Raw genomic sequence first — 13908 nt, 5'->3', positions numbered from 1 at the left:
GGTTCATGGTAATTTCAAACTTTCAATCAACTGCTCAGCACTTGAGTCCATTTTGGGGCCTTGGTTTTGATAAACCACCGCATGCACCAAACGAACCGCCTCGCCCTCTAAATGTGAAAACCAAACGGCTTGAGCATGTACGGGCTGACCCTTGGCCGATGTGCCAAGAGACTTGATGCGAAGAGTACCGGGCAAGGCTGCCACGCGGCTTGGTGACCAAGTTAAGTCTTGCGTCTGAGTGGCTCGCATGTTTTGCAGGGTGGCTGTGCGCCAACCTTTCAAAATTTCAACACGGTCGGCAGTGGCCGGTACTTGGGCTGTCATGACGGCCCAAACCGCGTCATTGGCCTCGCAACCCACCATCGACAAGTCGATGTCAAGCCCAGCCATTTTGACGGATTTGGTGGTTTTATCTGGCTTGCACGGCAGCTCAAACTTGAGGTTCGTCCCCTCCAATTGCACAGCCCGCCAATTTAAACTGGGCTGGCATGCGGTGAGGCCTGCAATGGCGAAAAAGACGGCTGCCGCATTCTTCAAAAAATAATTGCGCATGCTTCGATTATCAACGCCTGCATGTGAGTTTATTTTTCGCGACAATGACGGTATGAATTCATTAGACGGCATTCGCATCCTAGATCTCTCCCGCGTGCTCGCGGGCCCCTGGTGTACCCAAACATTGGCCGACCTCGGCGCTGATGTGATCAAAATAGAACGCCCGGGTGCAGGCGACGACACCCGCAGCTGGGGCCCCCCATTTCTGAAAGATGCACAAGGCAAAGATACGCCTGAAGCAGCATACTACCTTGGCACCAACAGAAATAAGCGCTCACTCACTTGTGATATTTCTAAACCAGATGGCCAAGCCTTGATACGGGAGTTGGTAGTTCATTGCGATGTCTTCATTGAGAACTTCAAGGTGGGCGACATGGCCCGCTATGGGCTTGATTACCCCAGTTTGAAAGCGCTCAACCCCCGACTTGTTTATTGCAGCGTCACCGGCTTTGGACAAACTGGCCCTTACAGTGACAGAGCAGGTTATGACTATGCGGTCCAAGGCATTGGCGGTCTGATGAGCGTTACTGGCGAGCGCGATGATTTGGGAGGTGGCCCCCAAAAAGTGGGGGTTGCCGTGGCCGATTTGTTCACGGGCATGTATGCCACTGTGGGTATTTTGGCGGCATTGCGGCATGCCGAAAAAACCGGCGAAGGCCAATATGTCGACATGGCTTTGCTAGACACCCAAGTCGCCATGCTTGCCAATTTGGGGGCCAACTATTTGGTCAGCGGCAAAACCCCAGGACGCGCTGGCAATGCGCATCAGAACATCGTGCCCTATCAAGTCTTTGAGGTGATGCCTGCGACAAATGCCATACCTGGTTCGCGCGACCATCTGATTTTGGCGGTTGGCAATGATGGTCAATTTGCCAAGTTTTGCGAAGTGGCGGGTCACCCCGAATTGGCCACTGATCCGCGATTTAGCAAGAACACCGAGCGCGTCAAAAACAGAGCGGTGTTGGTGCCCTTGCTTGAAAAGATCATGATGACGCGGCCCAAAGCTGCGTGGTTGTCTGCGCTTGAATTGGCCAAGGTGCCGTGTGGTGCCATTAACAGTTTGGCTGAAGTATTTGCAGATCCGCAGGTAACGGCTCGCAACATGGTGAGCACCTGGCAACACCCACATCAAAAAGATTTGCAACTTGTGGCCAGCCCTCTGAAGCTCAGCCTCACCCCTGTGCGGCAAGACCATGTGCCGCCTCAATTGGGGCAACACACCACACAGGTACTGAACGAGGTACTGGGTTATGGCCCTGCACAAATTGAACAACTTCAAACCAAAGGTGTGATCTGATGGCGCAATTTTTATTGGTGCATGGCGCATGGCATGGTGCTTGGTGCTGGAAGCACGTGACCGAAAGCCTCATTCGTGCAGGTCACAGTGCTCACGCTGTGACGCTGACGGGTTTGGGCGAGCGCTCGCATTTGTTGCACCGAGGGATTGATTTAGAAACTCACATTCAAGATGTGTTGCAAGCGCTCGACGCAGAAGAAATGCAAAACGCCATCTTGGTGGTGCACTCCTACGCGGGCATGCTGGGCACGGCCGTGGCTGATCGACGTGCCTCTCGCTTGAAACACTTGGTCTACTTAGATGCTGTGGTTCCCAAGCCCGGTGAAAGCTGGAGCAGCACACATGCCAGTGCCACCCAAAAAGCCCGCATCGATGCGGCGGCTGAAAGTATCAACAACAGTTTTCCGCCACCCGACCCCGCTGTGTTTGGCCTGTCTGCCCAAGGCTATGAATGGGTTCAAAGGCAACAAACGCCGCACCCTGGCGGTACCTACCAACATGTTTTGAACTTTGATGCAGCCCGCGTTGCCAGCGTGCCGCGAACCTTCATCAATTGCACTGTGCCGCCATTGGCCACCATCGATGTGGCCAGACGACGTGTGATGGACCCCCAATTTTGGGATGGTTTGTGGCAACAAAATTCACGCGTGATCGAAATGAAAACGGGGCACGATCCGATGATCAGTGCCCCGACAGAATTGACAGCGCTGCTGTTGGCATGCGCTGAAGCTTAAAGATTATTCTTTGCGGAAATTGTCGTGACAATTTTTGCATGTGGCTGCAGCAGGACCAAAGGCTGTTTTCAATGCATCGACATTGCCGACTTTGGCGGCAGCTGAAAGCTTGGTGAGTTCGGCTTGCATTTTGTCTGCGGCTTCTTTGTACTTGGCGCTGTCTTTCCAAATTTCAGGCTTGGCACGGGTATCGCCTTTGTCAGAGCCTTCAGTGAATGCAGCCCAAGGCAACTTGGACATGGCCGCTGCAATGTCTGCATTTTCTGCTGCGGCTTTGGCGTCATAGGGCGCTCTGCCTGAGGCCATGGCACCCACGCGGCCAAAGTGGGCCGACATGACGGTGAAGCTGGCCTTGCGGTATTTGATGGCATCTTCGGGTTTGGCAAATTGCGCTGAAGCGGGCAAAGCCAGCAAAAGGGCTAGCAAGCCCGAAAAGAAGGCAAATTGTTTTTTCATAAAAACTCCCAATGGCGTTGAACTGCTTTACAGTTTCTCATAGTTTTTTTATTCTTTGTTGACAAAACTTCAGGTTTCGAAAGTTTTTTCATGATTCAGATACGCGTTTGGGATTGGCCAACTCTCCTCTTCCACTGGACTTTGGCGGGCTTGATCATTGCATTGGTGATCACAGGCAATGTGGGCGGCAATGCCATGGTCTGGCATTTCAGATGCGGTTATGGCGTTTTGAGCTTGCTCATTTTTAGAGTCATGTGGGGCTTTTGTGGCGGCTATTGGTCTCGCTGGCAGCAATTGACTTGCACGCCAGGCTTGGTGCGTCAGTATTTAACGCCTTCTGCGCAGCACACCTCTTTTCTAGGCCACAACCCTTTGGGTTCTCTCTCCATCATCGCCATCCTTGGCTTGTTGGCTTTGCAAGCAAGCACCGGGCTTTTCAGTGACGACGAAATTGCCAATTCGGGTCCCTTGGTTCGCTTTGTTTCAGAAAGCACTGTGAGTCTGGCCACACGCTGGCACAAAGGCTACGGCAAGACAATCATTCTTATGCTGGTGGCCATTCATCTGTTGGCCATCCTCTGGTATTTGATCAAGAAAAAAGAAAACCTCACTCGCGCCATGTTGACAGGCAATAAATCAGTTGAGACTCCCGCACCCTCTTCCAAAGATGGCCCCACCCATTGGTTGTTGGCTTTGGTCTGCATCTTGATCAGTGCTGGCTTGGTGTTTGCCCTGATCAATCTGGGTGCTTCGCCCATTTGATCGCAACCATTTACCGCTAAACTTTCACCGTACTTTTTGCTCAGCCCTAGCTACTTTGCCTCACTTGCATCCCTCCACACCTCCCACCATCTCTTTGTTCGAAGCAACAACGGCTGAACACATGTTGGCGGTGCGTGAGATTTTTCTTGAGTACGCTCAATCGCTCAGTGTTGATCTTTGCTTTCAAGATTTTGATTCGGAGTTGGCGCAATTGCCAGGTGAATACGCAGCACCACGGGGCTCTCTGTTGTTGGCCATGGTGAATCAAGAAGTGGCGGGATGCTGTGCACTGCGACCCCTAGACTCTGCCGACTCACCCAACGCGGCAGAAATGAAACGCTTGTATGTGAGGCCCGCATTTAGGCGCCTTGGCTTAGGGCGTCAATTGGCTGAGAGTATTTTGGATGCTGCACGTCAATGCGACTACAGCTGCGTTTTGTTAGACACGCTAGACGAGATGGAAACTGCGCGCGCGCTTTACGAAGACCTTGGGTTTGAAGAGGTTCCGCCCTACTATCACAACCCATTGCCTGGTGCGCACTATCTCCGCGTGATGCTTTGATGTGCGACCAGGCGCAATGGCTATTTAGGCTTTCGCTTGAGACAACATGGTGTCAGCATCGCTGACCTCAAATTTGCCAGGGCCTTCGACGTTCAAAGTAGCCACTTTGCCATCTTTCACCAACATGGAATAGCGATTGCTGCGCAAGCCCATGCCGCGCGCTGTGAGGTCCAAAGTCAGGCCTGTGGCCTTGGTGAAATCGGCGCTACCGTCACCCATCATGCGAACTTTGCCTGTGCTTTGCAATTCACGGCCCCATGCGCCCATCACAAACGCATCGTTCACGCTGACACACCAAATTTCATCGACACCAGCGCCTTTCAAGGCGTCAAATTGCGCCACATAACCAGGCACGTGCTTGGCTGAGCAGGTGGGCGTAAAGGCTCCTGGCAAAGCAAACAAAGCGATGGTTTTGCCAGCAGAAGCTTTTGCAACATCCACGGGGTTGGGGCCAATGCTGCAACCGTTGCCTTCTACTTCTACAAACTCTGTCAATGTGACTGCGGGAATGGTGTCTCCGACCTTGATCATGCTAATTCCTTAAAAGTGAACTGTTGAAACGAAAAAAAACGACCCACTATTGTGAGTCGTTTTTTGAAAGCTTGCTGAAATGAGCTGATAAAGCTTAGATCGCGACAGCCTTTTCAACCAAACGGGTGGCAACCCAGTTTTTGGTTTTGGAAATTGGCTTGCTCTCGGTGATTTCAATCACGTCGCCGATGCCATATTGTCCAGTTTCGTCATGTGCGTGGTACTTGCTTGATTTGGCAACAATCTTGCCATACAAAGCATGCTTCACGCGACGCTCCACCAACACCGTTACGGTTTTGGCGCGCTTGTCGCTGACCACCTTGCCGATCAAGGTGCGCTTGAGGGATGTTTTAGCTTCCGTCATGGTCACTCCTTATTTGGCGGCTTGCTTTTGGGCAAGGATGGTTTTGGCGCGAGCGATGCTGCGGCGAGTTTCGCGCAGTTGGTTCGTGTTGCCGAGTTGCTGAGTGGCTTTTTGCATGCGCAAATTGAAATGGGCTCTTTGCAGATCCTTGATTTCTTTCGCCAAACCAGCTTCGTCTTGGGTGCGCAGTTCAGTTGTGTTCATTGTGAGTTCTCCTGAATTACTGGCCAATCATGCGTGCGACAAACGTCGTGCGCAAGGGCAGTTTGGCTGCGGCCAATTTAAACGCTTCACGGGCCAATTGCTCTGGCACGCCAACGATTTCATACAACACCTTACCGGGCTGAATTTCAGCCACGTAGTACTCGGGGTTGCCCTTACCGTTACCCATACGAACCTCTGCAGGTTTTGTAGAGATTGGCTTGTCGGGGAACACACGAATCCAGATACGGCCGCCACGCTTCACGTGACGTGAAATTGCACGACGTGCAGCTTCGATCTGACGGGCCGTCAAACGGCCACGGTCGGTGGACTTCAAACCGAAATCACCAAACGCAACCGTGTTGCCACGGGTTGCGACGCCGGTGTTACGGCCCTTTTGTTCCTTACGGAACTTTCTGCGAGCGGGTTGCAGCATGTTTACTCTCCTTTGGCACCGTCAGCTGCTGCAGCTGGCGCGGCTACTTTACGTACGCGCTTAACGGTGGGTTTGACATCACCACCTGCGTCGGCGGGCTTGTCGCTGCCGTCAACAGGTGCTGTGTTGGTACCGCCAGCACGACGTGGCGCACCGCGCGCAGGCCGGTCACCCGGACGTGCATCACGACGCGGCCCACGTGGGCGACGCTCTTCTTCTTGACGGGGCTCAGCCAATGCAGGTGCATCGTTGCGACCCAAGGTATCACCCTTGTAGACCCAGACCTTCACACCAATCACACCGTAGGTGGTCTTGGCTTCAGAAGTGCCGTAGTCAATGTCTGCGCGCAGAGTGTGCAAAGGCACGCGGCCTTCACGGTACCACTCGGTACGTGCAATCTCGATACCGTTCAGACGGCCAGCAGACATGATCTTGATACCAAGGGCACCCAGACGCATGGCGTTTTGCATGGCACGCTTCATGGCGCGGCGGAACATGATCCGCTTTTCGAGCTGTTGTGTGATGCTGTCAGCAATCAGTTGGGCATCGATTTCGGGCTTGCGCACTTCTTCGATGTTGACTGCCACTGGCACGCCCAAACGAGCTGCGAGTTCTTTCTTCAAGCTCTCGATGTCTTCGCCTTTTTTGCCGATCACCACACCCGGACGAGCCGAGAATATAGTGATGCGTGCGTTTTTGGCGGGGCGCTCGATGAGGACGCGTGCCACAGCAGCGTTCTTCAACTTGGCCTTGAGGTATTCACGAACCTTGATGTCTTCGGCCAACATGCCGGCGAAATCACGGTTGCTTGCGTACCAACGGCTTGCCCAATTGCGGCTGACCGCCAGGCGGAAGCCGGTAGGATGGATTTTTTGTCCCATATTCTTCCTAGGCCTTTCAGTTGCCAACCGTCACATACACGTGGCATGTGGGCTTGCTGATACGGTTGCCACGGCCTTTGGCGCGGGCTGTGAAACGCTTGAGTGTGGCGCCTTGTTCGACGTAGATGGTTTTCACCTTCAACTCGTCGATGTCAGCACCGTCGTTGTGTTCAGCGTTGGCAATGGCGGACTCCAAAACCTTCTTCACAATGCCAGCAGCTTTTTTCTGCGTGAATGTGAGGATGTTCAAAGCTTGATCCACTTTTTTGCCGCGAATTAAATCGGCGACCAGGCGGCCTTTATCGACCGACAAACGGACGCCCCTGAGGACTGCACGTGTTTCCATGGTCTTTCCTTATTTCTTCTGGACTTTTTTGTCCGCTGGATGACCCTTGAATGTACGGGTCAGAGCGAATTCACCCAGCTTGTGGCCAACCATTTGGTCAGTCACATAAACAGGCACGTGTTGCTTGCCGTTGTGCACAGCAATGGTCAAACCGATGAAATCGGGCAAGACCATAGAACGACGTGACCATGTTTTGATGGGCTTCTTGTCTTTCGTTGCAACGGCTTTTTCAACCTTGGCAACGAGGTGATGGTCAACGAATGGACCTTTTTTAAGTGAGCGAGTCATTGGCTACCCTTTACTTCTTGCGACGCGACACGATCATGACCTGCGTGCGCTTGTTGTTACGGGTACGGTAGCCCTTGGTCAGGTTACCCCATGGGTCAACTGCATGACGGCCTTCACCGGTACGACCTTCGCCACCACCGTGTGGGTGATCAACAGGGTTCATGGCCACACCGCGGACGGTAGGACGAATACCCATCCAACGCTTCACACCGGCTTTGCCCAACTGGCGCAAGCTGTGTTCTTCGTTGGCGACTTCACCAATGGTTGCACGGCATTCGATGTGAATCTTGCGAACTTCACCGGAACGCATACGCACTTGAGCGTAGATGCCTTCGCGGGCCAACAATGTGGCAGAAGTACCAGCAGAGCGAGCGATTTGAGCGCCGGCACCTGGTTTCAATTCGATGCAGTGAATGGTGGAACCCACTGGAATGTTGCGGATGGGCAATGTGTTGCCTGCACGGATCGGAGCTTCCGAACCGGACAACAAGGTTGCGCCAACTTCCAAGCCACGGGGTGCAATGATGTAACGACGCTCACCGTCTGCGTAGCAAACCAGTGCAATGTGCGCTGTGCGGTTTGGATCGTACTCAATGCGTTCCACTTTGGCTGGAATTGCATCTTTGTTGCGTTTGAAGTCAACAACACGGTAGTGATGTTTGTGACCACCACCCTTGTGACGGGTTGTGATGTGACCGTTGTTGTTGCGACCCGCTTTTTGATGCTGTGCTTCGAGCAAAGGCGCATAGGCCTCGCCTTTGTACAGGTGATCGCGAGTCACCTTCACCACGCCACGTTGGCCGGGTGAGGTTGGTTTGAGTTTAATGACTGCCATGATTAAGCGGCCTCCCCTGAGAGGTTCAGCTCTTGACCGGGCATCAAGGTGACATAAGCCTTGCGAACATTGTCGCGACGGCCAATTGTCTTGCCAAAACGCTTGGTCTTGCCTTTGGTGTTCACCACAGACACGCCCTTAACTTCCACCTTGAACATCAACTGCACAGCAGCTTTGATTTCAGGCTTGGTAGCGTCCTGTAGCACTTTGAATGTGACGGCGTTTGATTTTTCTGCAACCATGGTGGCCTTCTCGGACACGATAGGTGCAACCAACACAGCCATCAGACGACCTTCGTCAAACTTTTGTGTGCTCATGCGAACATCTCCTTGAGTTTGTCGACAGCTGCTTTGGTCACAAGCACTTTCTTGTAGTGCACCAAAGAAACTGGATCGGCGTAACGGGGCTCAACAATGAGGACATTGACCAAATTGCGGGAAGCCAAATACAGGTTTTCGTCGACTTCGTCGGCAATGACCAAGACGGAGTCGAGGTTCATGGCTTTGAACTTGGCAGCCAACTGTTTGGTTTTGGGGGACTCAACCTTGAGGGAGTCGACCACCGCCAAACGGCCTTCGCGTGCCAATTGAGAGAAGATAGAAGCCATACCAGCGCGGTACATCTTCTTGTTGATCTTCTGTGTGAAGTTCTCGTCGGGCATGTTCGGGAAAATCCGACCACCGCCGCGCCACAGAGGCGAAGAAGTCATACCAGCACGTGCACGACCGGTGCCTTTTTGCTTGAATGGCTTCTTGGTTGAGTGGTGAACTTGTTCACGGTCTTTTTGAGCGCGGGTGCCTTGACGGGCATTGGCTTGATAAGCCACCACGATCTGGTGAATCAGGTCTTCGTTGTATGCACGACCGAACACGGTTTCTGGCGCATCAAATTTTGAAGCGGCTTGGCCTTGGTCGTTCAGGAGTTCGAGCTGCATCAGTTCGCTCCTTTAGCTTTAATGGCGGGACGCACAGTGACGAAGCCGCCTTTGGAACCAGGGATTGCGCCTTTAATGAGGAGCAAACCACGAACTTCGTCTACGCGCACGACGTCGAGGTTCTGGGTTGTGCATGTGACATCACCGAGGTGACCGGACATGCGCTTACCTGGGAACACGCGACCTGGGTCTTGCGCCATAGAAATCGAGCCTGGCACGTTGTGCGAACGGCTGTTACCGTGCGACGCGCGCTGTGACTTGAAGTTGTGACGCTTGATGGTGCCCGCGAAGCCTTTACCGATGGAAGTGCCTTGCACGTCCACTTTTTGGCCCACAGCAAACACCGTAGCAGGCACAGCAGCGCCAGCGGCGTACTGAGCTGCTGTATCAGCAGTCACTTTGAATTCTTGAATGATTTCACCGGCTTCAACGCCTGCTTTCGCAAGGTGGCCAGCAATTGGCTTGGTCACGCGCGATGCTTTGCGCGAGCCGAACGTTACCTGAAGGGCAACGTAGCCATCGTTCTCTTGGGTTTTAACCTGGGTCACGCGGTTGTTTGAAACATCTACCACTGTGACAGGCACTGCGTCCCCATCATCAGTGAACAGACGCATCATGCCCACCTTGCGGCCCAGCAACCCTAGGGAGTTGCTAAGACTCATGTTTTTTTCTCCAAAACTTCCACCCCAGCGACTTCAATTGGCCACTGAGTTATGTATGAAAGAAGGTTAATAAATCCCAACCCAAATTGGGCTGAGCCTCAAATTATAGCCGCTCGTCAAGGAATATGGCAAGCGGTTTTTAAATTCGAGTCTTTTTGGGGCTTTTTCAGACCCCGATGAGGACATTGCCGGCCTGGTTTTCCAGGCTAGCAAGGCCTCAACTGTCTTTCAATTGCAAATTACTGCAACTTGATTTCGACGTCCACGCCAGCAGGCAAGTCCAACTTCATCAAGGCGTCCACAGTTTTATCTGTAGGGTCAACGATGTCCATCAGACGCTGGTGCGTACGGATTTCAAACTGGTCACGGCTGGTCTTGTTGACGTGCGGTGAACGCAGAATGTCAAAACGCTTCATGCGTGTTGGCAAAGGTACGGGGCCTTTGACAATTGCGCCGGTGCGCTTGGCAGTGTCCACGATCTCAGCAGCAGACTGGTCGATCAATTTGTAATCAAACGCTTTGAGGCGAATGCGAATTTTTTGTTTAGCTGACATGTGTAAGTTCCAAACTTAAATGTGTTGAATTAAGCGAGGATCTTGGCCACAACGCCAGCGCCCACAGTGCGGCCGCCTTCGCGGATCGCAAAACGCAGACCTTCTTCCATGGCGATCGGGTTGATCAACTTCACAGTGATCGACACGTTGTCGCCTGGCATCACCATCTCTTTGCCTTCTGGCAATTCAATAGCGCCTGTCACGTCAGTTGTACGGAAGTAGAACTGAGGACGGTAGTTGTTGAAGAATGGCGTGTGACGACCACCTTCGTCTTTAGACAAAACGTAAATTTCGCCTGTGAAGTGTGTGTGTGGCTTGATCGAGCCGGGCTTGCACAGCACTTGGCCGCGCTGCACGTCTTCGCGCTTGGTGCCGCGCAGCAAAATACCCACGTTGTCACCGGCTTGGCCTTGGTCCAGCAACTTGCGGAACATCTCAACGCCTGTGCATGTGGTTTTTTGCGTATCAGCAATACCCACAATCTCAATCTCTTCGCCAACCTTGATGATGCCGCGCTCGATACGGCCAGTGACCACTGTGCCGCGACCAGAGATGGAGAACACGTCTTCCACTGGCATCAAGAATGCACCGTCAACCGCGCGGTCGGGTGTAGGAATGTAGGAGTCCAAAGCGTCTGCCAACTTCATGATGGCTTCTTCGCCCAAAGCACCCTTGTCGCCTTCCAAAGCCAGCTTGGCTGAGCCTTGAATGATCGGTGTGTCGTCGCCTGGGAAGTCGTACTTGGACAACAACTCGCGAACTTCCATCTCCACCAACTCGAGCAACTCGGCGTCGTCCACCATGTCGCACTTGTTCAAGAAAACGATGATGTAAGGCACGCCCACCTGACGAGCCAACAAGATGTGCTCGCGGGTTTGGGGCATGGGGCCGTCAGCAGCGGAGCACACCAAAATGGCGCCGTCCATCTGAGCCGCGCCAGTGATCATGTTCTTCACATAGTCGGCGTGGCCTGGGCAGTCAACGTGAGCGTAGTGGCGATTGGCCGTCTCGTACTCAACGTGCGCTGTGTTGATGGTAATGCCGCGGGCCTTCTCTTCAGGCGCTGCGTCAATTTGGTCATACGCCTTAGCAGCGCCGCCAAACTTGGCTGCCAACACGGTGGTGATAGCAGCTGTCAATGTTGTTTTGCCGTGGTCAACGTGACCAATGGTGCCAACGTTCACGTGCGGTTTTGTCCGCTCAAATTTCTCTTTTGCCATTTCAATTCTCCAAAGAACAAAGCCCGTGTTGTGGTTTTATGTTTGCATCCAATTGCTTGTTCACACCGCACGGGTACAGCGTGGCACTGGATCGCAGACAGGTTTAACTTTTTTCTATCCTGCTAAGGAAGATTGATCAGTTGAGGACAGAGCAAAACGCTTTGCATTTTGATCAGTCCCGCAATGTCTTTACTTTGCCCTTGAGGCCACAATAGCTTCAGCAACGTTACGGGGCGCTTCAGCGTAGTGCTTGAATTCCATCGTGTACGTGGCGCGGCCTTGTGACATCGAGCGCAATGTGGTGGAGTAGCCGAACATTTCAGAAAGTGGCACTTCAGCTTTAATGGCCTTGCCACCGCCGACCATGTCGTCCATGCCTTGAACCATGCCGCGGCGTGAGGACAAGTCGCCCATCACGTTACCAGCGTAGTCTTCCGGTGTTTCAACTTCAACGGCCATCATGGGCTCCAAGATGACGGGGCTGGCTTTGCGGCAACCTTCTTTGAAACCAAAGATGGCGGCCATTTTGAAAGCCATTTCGTTGGAGTCAACGTCGTGGTATGAACCGAAATGCAAAGTAACCTTAACGTCAACCACTGGGTAACCAGCCAACACGCCTTGGCCCAAAGCTTCGATCACGCCTTTTTCCACCGCAGGGATGTATTCGCGAGGAACCACACCACCCTTGATGGCGTCAACGAATTCGAAACCTTTGCCGGCTTCTTGTGGCTCAACCTTCAAGACCACGTGACCGTACTTACCCTTGCCGCCTGATTGACGAACGAACTTGCCTTCGGCTTCTTCGACAACTTTGCGGATGGTTTCGCGGTAAGCCACTTGAGGCTTGCCCACGTTGGCTTCAACGCCAAATTCACGCTTCATGCGATCGACAATAATTTCGAGGTGCAATTCGCCCTGACCACCAATGATGGTCTGGCCAGATTCTTCGTCGGTTTGAACGCGGAAAGATGGATCTTCTGCCGCCAAACGTGACAAGGCCATGCCCATTTTTTCTTGGTCGGCTTTTGTCTTTGGCTCAACAGCTTGACGGATCACGGAGTCGGGGAACACCATGCGCTCCAAAGTGATGACCGCGTTGGGGTCGCACAATGTTTCGCCTGTGGTCACGTCTTTCAAACCCACGCAAGCAGCGATGTCGCCGGCGCGAATTTCGTCAACTTCCTCGCGGTTGTTGGCGTGCATTTGCACGATACGACCAATACGCTCTTTCTTGCCGCGCACCGCGTTGTAAACGGTGTCGCCCTTTTTCAGAACGCCAGAGTAAACACGAACGAAAGTGAGTTGACCCACGAACGGGTCGGTCATTAGTTTGAATGCCAAGGCAGAGAATTTCTCTTCGTCGTCGGCCTTGCGTGTGACTTCTTTTTCGTCTTCGTCAAAACCTTTGATGGCTTTCACGTCCAATGGAGAAGGCATCAATTCCAAAACAGCGTCCAACATGCGCTGCACGCCTTTGTTCTTGAAGGCGGTGCCGCACAGCATGGGCTGAATTTCGCTGTTGATGGTGCGCATGCGCAAACCAGCAGTGATTTCTTCTTCGGACAGGTCACCTTCTTCGAGGTACTTGTTCATCAATTCTTCGGTGGCTTCAGCAGCAGCTTCGACCATTTTTTCGCGCCACTCTTTGGCCAATTCGACCAAGTTAGCGGGGATTTCTTCGAATGTGAACTTCATGCCTTGTGAGGCTTCGTCCCAAATGATGGCCTTCATTTTGCGAAGGTCGACAACGCCGGTGAAGTTGTCTTCAGCGCCGATGGGGATGACGATTGGCACAGGGTTGGCCTTCAAGCGCAACTTCATTTGGTCGACCACTTTGAAGAAGTTGGCACCAGTGCGGTCCATCTTGTTCACGAAGGCCAAACGGGGCACTTTGTACTTGTTAGCTTGACGCCACACAGTTTCAGACTGTGGCTGCACGCCGCCCACTGCACAGTAAACCATGCAAGCGCCGTCTAGCACGCGCATGGAACGCTCAACTTCAATGGTGAAGTCAACGTGACCAGGGGTGTCAATGATATTGATGCGGTGATCTTCGAAAGAGCCGTCCATGCCCTTCCAGAAACATGTGGTGGCTGCAGAAGTGATCGTGATACCACGCTCTTGTTCCTGCTCCATCCAGTCCATGGTGGCAGCGCCATCATGCACTTCACCAATTTTGTGATTCACACCGGTGTAAAAAAGAATACGCTCGGTGGTGGTGGTTTTACCCGCGTCAATGTGCGCGGAAATACCGATGTTGCGATAGCGCTCGATGGGAGTATTGCGAGCCATG

General features: G+C 53.0%; 20 protein-coding genes. 4 read left to right on the top strand and 16 right to left on the bottom strand.

The features are described from left to right. Positions 1–3: 3 nt before the first annotated feature. Positions 4–552, bottom strand: coding sequence for a hypothetical protein (locus tag B9Z32_RS01575; protein WP_108419641.1), 549 nt, complete (start codon positions 550–552; stop codon positions 4–6). A gap of 52 nt (positions 553–604) precedes the next feature. On the opposite strand from B9Z32_RS01575, the gene B9Z32_RS01570 reads away from it, so the two are divergent. Both B9Z32_RS01570 and B9Z32_RS01565 read left to right on the top strand, forming a co-directional pair. Then, on the top strand, positions 605–1849 hold the full coding sequence (locus tag B9Z32_RS01570) for a CaiB/BaiF CoA-transferase family protein (protein WP_108420917.1): 1245 nt from the start codon (positions 605–607) through the stop codon (positions 1847–1849). After that, positions 1849–2583 (top strand): alpha/beta hydrolase, encoded by a 735-nt coding sequence (locus B9Z32_RS01565; protein WP_108419640.1) that lies wholly within the window; start codon positions 1849–1851, stop codon positions 2581–2583. Before B9Z32_RS01570 ends, B9Z32_RS01565 begins: the two co-directional genes overlap by 1 nt. A gap of 3 nt (positions 2584–2586) precedes the next feature. On the opposite strand, the gene B9Z32_RS01560 is transcribed toward B9Z32_RS01565, so the two are convergent. Next, a complete protein-coding gene (locus tag B9Z32_RS01560) occupies positions 2587–3039 on the bottom strand; it encodes a cytochrome c (RefSeq protein ID WP_108419639.1) in 453 nt (150 codons plus the stop codon). A 90-nt stretch (positions 3040–3129) separates the two neighbouring features. Between B9Z32_RS01560 and B9Z32_RS01555 the strand changes: the two genes are divergently transcribed. After that, the gene (locus B9Z32_RS01555) at positions 3130–3801 is read left to right on the top strand and encodes a cytochrome b/b6 domain-containing protein (RefSeq protein ID WP_108419638.1); all 672 of its coding nucleotides are present in this window, start codon (positions 3130–3132) and stop codon (positions 3799–3801) included. A gap of 121 nt (positions 3802–3922) precedes the next feature. Further along, the gene (locus tag B9Z32_RS01550) at positions 3923–4363 is read left to right on the top strand and encodes a GNAT family N-acetyltransferase (RefSeq protein ID WP_108420916.1); all 441 of its coding nucleotides are present in this window, start codon (positions 3923–3925) and stop codon (positions 4361–4363) included. Between the two features lie 24 nt (positions 4364–4387). Here the strand turns inward: B9Z32_RS01550 and B9Z32_RS01545 are convergent, their stop codons facing one another. The 14 genes from B9Z32_RS01545 to fusA all read right to left on the bottom strand — a co-directional run bounded on the left by B9Z32_RS01545 (position 4388) and on the right by fusA (position 13907). Then, positions 4388–4894 (bottom strand): peroxiredoxin, encoded by a 507-nt coding sequence (locus tag B9Z32_RS01545; protein ID WP_108419637.1) that lies wholly within the window; start codon positions 4892–4894, stop codon positions 4388–4390. A 94-nt stretch (positions 4895–4988) separates the two neighbouring features. Next, complete coding sequence (gene rpsQ / locus B9Z32_RS01540) at positions 4989–5258, bottom strand: 30S ribosomal protein S17 (RefSeq protein WP_108419636.1); 270 nt, start codon at positions 5256–5258, stop codon at positions 4989–4991. A 9-nt stretch (positions 5259–5267) separates the two neighbouring features. Further along, positions 5268–5462, bottom strand: coding sequence for a 50S ribosomal protein L29 (rpmC, locus tag B9Z32_RS01535; RefSeq protein WP_090132140.1), 195 nt, complete (start codon positions 5460–5462; stop codon positions 5268–5270). Positions 5463–5478: 16 nt separating this feature from the next. Continuing rightward, entirely contained in the window at positions 5479–5895 is a 417-nt protein-coding gene (rplP, locus tag B9Z32_RS01530) for a 50S ribosomal protein L16 (protein ID WP_055359490.1), read from the bottom strand. A 2-nt stretch (positions 5896–5897) separates the two neighbouring features. After that, positions 5898–6776, bottom strand: a complete 879-nt coding sequence (gene rpsC, locus B9Z32_RS01525) for a 30S ribosomal protein S3 (protein ID WP_108419635.1) — start codon at positions 6774–6776, stop codon at positions 5898–5900. Between the two features lie 16 nt (positions 6777–6792). Next, positions 6793–7122 carry a 50S ribosomal protein L22 gene (rplV, locus tag B9Z32_RS01520; protein WP_055359488.1) on the bottom strand — a complete coding sequence of 110 codons (330 nt, stop codon included), beginning with the start codon at positions 7120–7122 and terminating at the stop codon, positions 6793–6795. A 9-nt stretch (positions 7123–7131) separates the two neighbouring features. Beyond that, positions 7132–7410, bottom strand: coding sequence for a 30S ribosomal protein S19 (rpsS, locus tag B9Z32_RS01515; RefSeq protein WP_055359487.1), 279 nt, complete (start codon positions 7408–7410; stop codon positions 7132–7134). 10 nt (positions 7411–7420) lie between these two features. Further along, positions 7421–8245: a 50S ribosomal protein L2 gene (gene rplB / locus B9Z32_RS01510; RefSeq protein WP_090132136.1), complete on the bottom strand. Its 825-nt coding sequence runs from the start codon at positions 8243–8245 to the stop codon at positions 7421–7423. A gap of 2 nt (positions 8246–8247) precedes the next feature. Continuing rightward, entirely contained in the window at positions 8248–8562 is a 315-nt protein-coding gene (gene rplW / locus B9Z32_RS01505) for a 50S ribosomal protein L23 (protein WP_090132134.1), read from the bottom strand. Continuing rightward, positions 8559–9179 (bottom strand): 50S ribosomal protein L4, encoded by a 621-nt coding sequence (gene rplD / locus B9Z32_RS01500; protein ID WP_108419634.1) that lies wholly within the window; start codon positions 9177–9179, stop codon positions 8559–8561. Before rplD ends, rplW begins: the two co-directional genes overlap by 4 nt. Continuing rightward, on the bottom strand, positions 9179–9841 hold the full coding sequence (gene rplC / locus B9Z32_RS01495; protein WP_055359483.1) for a 50S ribosomal protein L3: 663 nt from the start codon (positions 9839–9841) through the stop codon (positions 9179–9181). The genes rplD and rplC overlap by 1 nt, the downstream gene beginning before the upstream one ends. 239 nt (positions 9842–10080) lie before the next feature. After that, positions 10081–10395, bottom strand: coding sequence for a 30S ribosomal protein S10 (rpsJ, locus tag B9Z32_RS01490; RefSeq protein WP_055359482.1), 315 nt, complete (start codon positions 10393–10395; stop codon positions 10081–10083). A gap of 29 nt (positions 10396–10424) precedes the next feature. After that, positions 10425–11615, bottom strand: coding sequence for an elongation factor Tu (gene tuf, locus B9Z32_RS01485; RefSeq protein ID WP_108419633.1), 1191 nt, complete (start codon positions 11613–11615; stop codon positions 10425–10427). A gap of 189 nt (positions 11616–11804) precedes the next feature. Beyond that, on the bottom strand, positions 11805–13907 hold the full coding sequence (gene fusA / locus B9Z32_RS01480; protein ID WP_108419632.1) for an elongation factor G: 2103 nt from the start codon (positions 13905–13907) through the stop codon (positions 11805–11807). Position 13908 lies beyond the last annotated feature (1 nt).

It is taken from the genome of Limnohabitans sp. MMS-10A-178, from assembly GCF_003063375.1.
Lineage (GTDB): Bacteria > Pseudomonadota > Gammaproteobacteria > Burkholderiales > Burkholderiaceae_C > Limnohabitans_A.
The sequence above is the reverse complement of the archived record's forward strand: the minus strand, read 5'-3'. Positions and strand labels throughout refer to the sequence as shown.

Excerpts from the sequence above, each read along its gene's own strand:
- B9Z32_RS01575 (WP_108419641.1), bottom strand. The coding sequence starts at position 552 with ATGCGCAATTATTTTTTGAAGAATGCGGCAGCCGTCTTTTTCGCCATT.
- B9Z32_RS01570 (WP_108420917.1), top strand. The coding sequence starts at position 605 with ATGAATTCATTAGACGGCATTCGCATCCTAGATCTCTCCCGCGTGCTC.
- B9Z32_RS01565 (WP_108419640.1), top strand. The coding sequence starts at position 1,849 with ATGGCGCAATTTTTATTGGTGCATGGCGCATGGCATGGTGCTTGGTGC.
- B9Z32_RS01560 (WP_108419639.1), bottom strand. The coding sequence starts at position 3,039 with ATGAAAAAACAATTTGCCTTCTTTTCGGGCTTGCTAGCCCTTTTGCTG.
- B9Z32_RS01555 (WP_108419638.1), top strand. The coding sequence starts at position 3,130 with ATGATTCAGATACGCGTTTGGGATTGGCCAACTCTCCTCTTCCACTGG.
- B9Z32_RS01550 (WP_108420916.1), top strand. The coding sequence starts at position 3,923 with ATGTTGGCGGTGCGTGAGATTTTTCTTGAGTACGCTCAATCGCTCAGT.
- B9Z32_RS01545 (WP_108419637.1), bottom strand. The coding sequence starts at position 4,894 with ATGATCAAGGTCGGAGACACCATTCCCGCAGTCACATTGACAGAGTTT.
- rpsQ (WP_108419636.1), bottom strand. The coding sequence starts at position 5,258 with ATGACGGAAGCTAAAACATCCCTCAAGCGCACCTTGATCGGCAAGGTG.
- rpmC (WP_090132140.1), bottom strand. The coding sequence starts at position 5,462 with ATGAACACAACTGAACTGCGCACCCAAGACGAAGCTGGTTTGGCGAAA.
- rplP (WP_055359490.1), bottom strand. The coding sequence starts at position 5,895 with ATGCTGCAACCCGCTCGCAGAAAGTTCCGTAAGGAACAAAAGGGCCGT.
- rpsC (WP_108419635.1), bottom strand. The coding sequence starts at position 6,776 with ATGGGACAAAAAATCCATCCTACCGGCTTCCGCCTGGCGGTCAGCCGC.
- rplV (WP_055359488.1), bottom strand. The coding sequence starts at position 7,122 with ATGGAAACACGTGCAGTCCTCAGGGGCGTCCGTTTGTCGGTCGATAAA.
- rpsS (WP_055359487.1), bottom strand. The coding sequence starts at position 7,410 with ATGACTCGCTCACTTAAAAAAGGTCCATTCGTTGACCATCACCTCGTT.
- rplB (WP_090132136.1), bottom strand. The coding sequence starts at position 8,245 with ATGGCAGTCATTAAACTCAAACCAACCTCACCCGGCCAACGTGGCGTG.
- rplW (WP_090132134.1), bottom strand. The coding sequence starts at position 8,562 with ATGAGCACACAAAAGTTTGACGAAGGTCGTCTGATGGCTGTGTTGGTT.
- rplD (WP_108419634.1), bottom strand. The coding sequence starts at position 9,179 with ATGCAGCTCGAACTCCTGAACGACCAAGGCCAAGCCGCTTCAAAATTT.
- rplC (WP_055359483.1), bottom strand. The coding sequence starts at position 9,841 with ATGAGTCTTAGCAACTCCCTAGGGTTGCTGGGCCGCAAGGTGGGCATG.
- rpsJ (WP_055359482.1), bottom strand. The coding sequence starts at position 10,395 with ATGTCAGCTAAACAAAAAATTCGCATTCGCCTCAAAGCGTTTGATTAC.
- tuf (WP_108419633.1), bottom strand. The coding sequence starts at position 11,615 with ATGGCAAAAGAGAAATTTGAGCGGACAAAACCGCACGTGAACGTTGGC.
- fusA (WP_108419632.1), bottom strand. The coding sequence starts at position 13,907 with ATGGCTCGCAATACTCCCATCGAGCGCTATCGCAACATCGGTATTTCC.